At 40.5% G+C, this 5,172-nt stretch carries 3 protein-coding genes and 1 pseudogene; 1 reads left to right on the top strand and 3 read right to left on the bottom strand.

Annotated elements, in window-relative coordinates; genetic code table 11:
• Positions 1 to 287: 287 nt before the first annotated feature.
• On the top strand, positions 288 to 1,595 hold the full coding sequence (locus RM049_RS39080) for a hypothetical protein (RefSeq protein ID WP_322708092.1): 1,308 nt from the start codon (positions 288 to 290) through the stop codon (positions 1,593 to 1,595).
• 173 nt (positions 1,596 to 1,768) lie between these two features.
• On the opposite strand, the gene RM049_RS39075 is transcribed toward RM049_RS39080, so the two are convergent.
• The 3 genes and pseudogenes from RM049_RS39075 to RM049_RS39505 all read right to left on the bottom strand — a co-directional run.
• On the bottom strand, positions 1,769 to 4,225 hold the full coding sequence (locus RM049_RS39075) for an NB-ARC domain-containing protein (protein WP_322708091.1): 2,457 nt from the start codon (positions 4,223 to 4,225) through the stop codon (positions 1,769 to 1,771).
• Positions 4,226 to 4,241: 16 nt separating this feature from the next.
• Positions 4,242 to 4,976 (bottom strand): CHAT domain-containing protein, encoded by a 735-nt coding sequence (locus RM049_RS39070; protein ID WP_322708090.1) that lies wholly within the window; start codon positions 4,974 to 4,976, stop codon positions 4,242 to 4,244.
• A 45-nt stretch (positions 4,977 to 5,021) separates the two neighbouring features.
• A pseudogene (locus RM049_RS39505) lies at positions 5,022 to 5,105 on the bottom strand (type II toxin-antitoxin system ParD family antitoxin); the annotation flags it as partial.
• Positions 5,106 to 5,172: the final 67 nt, after the last annotated feature.

Genomic DNA, 5,172 nt, shown 5'->3' with positions numbered 1-5,172 from the left:
TTCACGCTCAACTGAATTTTCTTTTATCCCCCGATTACTGAATCGGTGTTCTAGATATGCTTGAAACAGGATATGGTGGCAGTATTGTTAACAGCGCATCTCTATTGGCTTTTTGACTCATTGCCGAAATTTCTATCAGAAAATTTATGAGCCTATTCTCACCCGTTCTTCTAACCCTACCTTTTGCAGGGCTTCTCTCATCAGCCGGTCGGCACTGGCTTGGTGGATGTGGTTCAGTCCGTGCCTGCCAGGGAAGAGATGCGGATTCTTGCCCCTGGCTTTGATAAGTGGGGCGTGAGTTTTTTTACAACACTTTCCTACTTTTAAAACATCCTCTTAATGATGATAATTATTTATGGTTAAAATGTCAAGAATTAGGTAAAAAAATCGACATCCCTAAATTAGAAACCTTATCAGATTTCATCGAAAATCAAAATCATTCATCTGCCAATCTCACGGGAATTTTACCTTTTACTGCAATTGGACATAAACCACATCTCCATTTAAGAGGAGAAATTAATGCACTACAAATTCATGACACCTATGCTCTAGATTTAACTTTCCGTTACCATGAACCAGAAGTACAAATTGATGATTTAACAGGACTCAATCCTCATCAATATCTGCTTCCTAAAAATATTAATTCTTCCCTGGGACAAACTTTACTCCTTTTTGCTGAACCGCTAGGAAATATTCAAGATTATCAAGCCTTTGCTAATGCTTGTCTCATTAATTTACTTTTAGATGCAACAGTCAATAAACTGCAAATTTATTGTCAGTCTCAGAGAAAGTTATTAGGCAGTCCAATTTTTGAATATAACAATAATGCTGATTATCCTCAAGAACAGTGCCATATTTTAATTTGGTTAAATATTTATTTCACAACTACAGAACTAGAGACTAAAGGAGATTACTATTACCCATTAATTGACATTCTCAATTGTCGCAGTAAAATTATTTATGCTCGGTCACAAGCGATTTGGTGTAATCAACAAGCTAGGGAAGATTTTAGTAAATTAGAAAATAAGTTGAAGGCATTTAATCAGCTTAAACATCTACCAACAAATGCTAAATTGCAGCAGTTAAATCAATGGCTGAATGAAATCCCAAAAATATCTTTTAGTTACAGTCGCTATTTACGAGACTTACAGTTTCACAAAAACACAATTAAAACTAATAGTAAAAATTTGGCTTTATATCTGAATAAACTAAAAAGTATATCTCTTCCTGAAGATGATTTAGAATTTATTTCTAGCTTTTTGGGACTAGCGGAAACCACTTTTGTTGAACAAATTGATGTAGATTTAGGCTATCTGATGCCGGCGCAAAATCTTTTCGATCAGATGATCAACACAATTCGGGGTATAGTAGAAATAGAGCAAGACAAGAGCGATCGCTCTTTAGAAAGTATCATTCAAGTATTAGGTATAGGCTTTGGTGGTGGGGCTATAGTTTCTGGAATTGTCACCACACACATCAACAAAATCAATCTACCTCTAGTACCAAAAAATCCATTTTCGGCATCTTTAATTTTAAGTCTTATTACCACCTTGGCATTTATGGGTTTAGGTTGGCTGATTACGAAACGTAAATAACGCTAATTATATGACAAAAATTTATCGAAAAAATTAACTACACTTCTCCCAGATATTAATACCCATTGGTGTGTGATCGCTCCTTTACTCACGATTCGCAATGAAGAAGAGTATGAGCAAGCAATCAAGCGATTAAATGATCTGACTTTTCCCGTTTTGGCACGGTGATGCCATTATCTACTCTCGCCATGTGCCTCTTGTATTGCTTGCTCTATAGACATTTCCCGTCCTACTGTCCATGCTGCTTCAAAAGTATCCTCATCTATCTGTGCTTTTGCTTTTGCTATACTTTGTTCACAGTCGGCGCAATCGGAAGGCGGCAGAGAATAGCTAATTCCCTCGCGTAGAGCTTCGACGTTACTGAAAAGGCGAATAGCAAGAGTGGGTTTTCCCTGTTCAACTGCCAAACGTGCAAAGCCTTCAATTGCGTAGGAAATACCTATCAAGTTGTTCAAATCTTGCTGAATTTTCAATTTTTCTTGATAACATTCTCTAGATTTCTCGTAACGACGTTCTCTTAGGTAAGTTCTTCCCAGAACTTGGTTTGCCCAAGCGACACCACCTATATTATTCAGCCTACGAAATAGAGCCAAAGCTTTCTTAGAGAATAAATACGCCGCCTTATTCTTCCCTTGATTCAACTTCAGGATAGCCTGATTGAAGAAAGACCAAGCGATGCCATGTTCATTTTTAAGTTTATAAAACAACACAAATCCTTCATTGTTTTCTTGTTTTGCTTTATTAACTTCTTGAGGGTATGCAGAAACATATATTCTTACTGAGTTATGAAGTATCCAGGCATACTCTTCTTCGTCCTTTAGAGTAAGTTGTTTGAAATTGCGATAGACGCAATATATGCTTAGGCTCTTATCAGTGTATTCACGTGCTGCATCGTATTCTCCTTGATTCAACTTCACGCGCCCAATATTATGACTTACAGAGGCAATACCTTTTTGGTTATTTGAGTTATCGAACAGTTCCAAGGCTTCTTCATAACGTTTTAACGCTTTCAAATCTTCCCCATAATCTGCTTCAGAAAGACCCCGATAAAACAGTATCCAAGCTTTTTGCTCATTTTCTCCTAAACTTCCGTACAAATCCCCACTCTGTTGATAATACTCTTGTGATTCGTTGTGTTTATCTTGAAATCTATATAAGTTACCAATTCTCAGAAGTGCCTTTGCCCGTAAAGTTTGTGAAACTATATTATTCTTCTCTAACAATTTTTTCAGCCAATCGCAACCCTCTTGAGCTTGACCATGTAATAACCAGAATTCTTCCAAAGCAGATGCTAATCGAAGTGCCATCTCTGCTTCCTCATTATTTAGATTTCGCTCTAACGACCATCGCAGTGCTGCACGAAGATTTTCATATTCTTTTTCCAATTGACCTAATCCTTCTAACCTCTGTGGCTCCTCCTGTAACTTGGATTCCATTATCTCTGCTAGTTCAACGAAATACCTCAAGTAGCGTTGAAAGACATCCCTTTTTTCCATTTCACCTAGCTGCATTCTTGCGTAATCAGAAATGACCTGATGTAGCATGTAACGTTCAGGGCCACTACTCTCCAATAGTCCATAGTCTGTCAATTTGTATAGCGTCTCATCAGGAACAGTAGACACTGCCTGCGCTGCTTCCTCTGAAAATGTGTTCGGTTTAGGTGGGAAGACTGACAGTGACCGGAGGGCAAGACTTGACACATCATCTAACGCTTCATAACTGATCTCGATAGCTGCTAGCAACGACAACGGTGTACCAACTGGCAGGCTAGGATGGCGTTCCAGAGTCCCTTGTATCTCTTCTAGCCGCAACCGATTCTCAGTGTCTCTTAGCCGAACAAGTGCTTTTTGCAAACGTCGTGGTTGCCTATCGTGAGTTTCTTTCTGTAGATATTTCCCTATGAGGATAAGTGCCAGTGGCAGTCCACCGACAGTTTTTACAAGCGCTTTTGCCTCGTCTGGCTCGGCCTCTATTACCGATGGTGCCAGCCGCGTCAGCAATTTTAGACCATCTTCCTCGCTTAATTCAGGCACCTGGGTGGGCCTTTCGCTAGCAAACTCCAGCGCAACCTCAAGCAAGCGCGTTGTGACTAGGTAAGCACAGTTAGGAGTACCAAACTTGAACTCCTTTGCCGCTTCAATTTGCCAGGCATCGTCTAACACCAGAAGCATCCGGCGTGTGCCAATAGCATTTTGAATCTCCTTTGCCCTCTTTTCAATACTAGTCAACTTTGCGATCTCACCCTTTGGAATGTCCAGTGCCATAGCCCACGCACCTAAATGGGAGAGTACATCTGGTTGGCGACCTAAACCAGCCCAGAGTACACCATCGTGAAAATGCTTTAGCACCTCGCGGTCATACGCCAACTCGATAGCCAATGCCGTCTTACCTACGCCGGGTAGACCTTTGAGAGCAGATAGAGCTAGGCTACCACCAGCAAACAACCGCTGTTTCAGGTCACGCAGCAATTCATCGCGACCCACAAGCTCGTAGCGCGTTTGAGGTGGGGCGAGAAATGGCACGATACGCTGCTCACCATTTTGGAAGTTAAACGTAACTGTTTGGTTGTCACCAATGACAACCCCCTGGACTGAACCGTAAAAATGTGACTCGTACTTTGGATTATCCATTAGCCGTTTATTTCTTTTAGGGTTTGTCACGAAAGGTCATTTCCACCTGCGCGTTGTCTCCCTGGATGAAGCCCTGTACGTTCCCATGAATCTGCGTGTTGTACTTGCTCATCGCTGCCTTCTGCGGGTTCACTTGTGCCATGAGTTCCCGATCTGCTTTAATAATTTCCTCCTTGTTTTTTTTGATAACTGGTATAGAAGCGCCAGGAAGACCTTCTAATTTAATTGCAACGATTCCTTCGTTAAAAGCTCTTTGAAATTCTTCTTTATTGTCTTGAGCATCATATCCTAGAGCATCATAAAAACCTTCAGCAAATTTAATAGCTGTTTTGTCATTAACTGCCTGATTCATACCAATCACATAATTTATATGCTGGCTAATTGCTTCAGCAGGTTTCTCTGAGTGGCAAGCGTTTATCAGTACGCAGTCCACGTAGTCTGCGTGCAACTCGAACAGTGCTGCTAATCCCTCTGGTTTTACTAATTTCCTTTGCCCACCATCGTCTTCTAGTATCAGGCTTCCATCTTCTGTCCCGTGTCCGCAAAAATGGACGATTTCCGGTCTTTCTTCTGCAATCGATCTTCTGATATCCTTCGGGCGTACTGCCTGCCGTGTGACGATTTGGAAATGATCTCGTCTAATTGCCCTTTGGATAGCATCCTCAATTTCACGAATTTCTTGATCCAAGCGTAGACCGCTTGGATTCGCCGCCAAAATCAAGATTTTTCTTGGTTGAGTATTACTGTTCATTACAAATCTGAGATTTTCGACTATTTAGACGACGAATAGTAAAACACGGGTTTCTTCTTTCCACTCCTGATAACCCTTTTCCCATTCTTCCAGCAGTTTTAATGCTAATGCAATAATATCTTCAGCATTGGCTTATTTTACTAGACTTATCCTTAATATAAATAACATGGGATAATAAAAAGCTGGAGTAAAAATT

It is taken from the genome of Nostoc sp. DedQUE04 (assembly GCF_034530995.1).
GTDB lineage: Bacteria > Cyanobacteriota > Cyanobacteriia > Cyanobacteriales > Nostocaceae > Nostoc.
The sequence above is the reverse complement of the archived record's forward strand: the minus strand, read 5'-3'. Positions and strand labels throughout refer to the sequence as shown.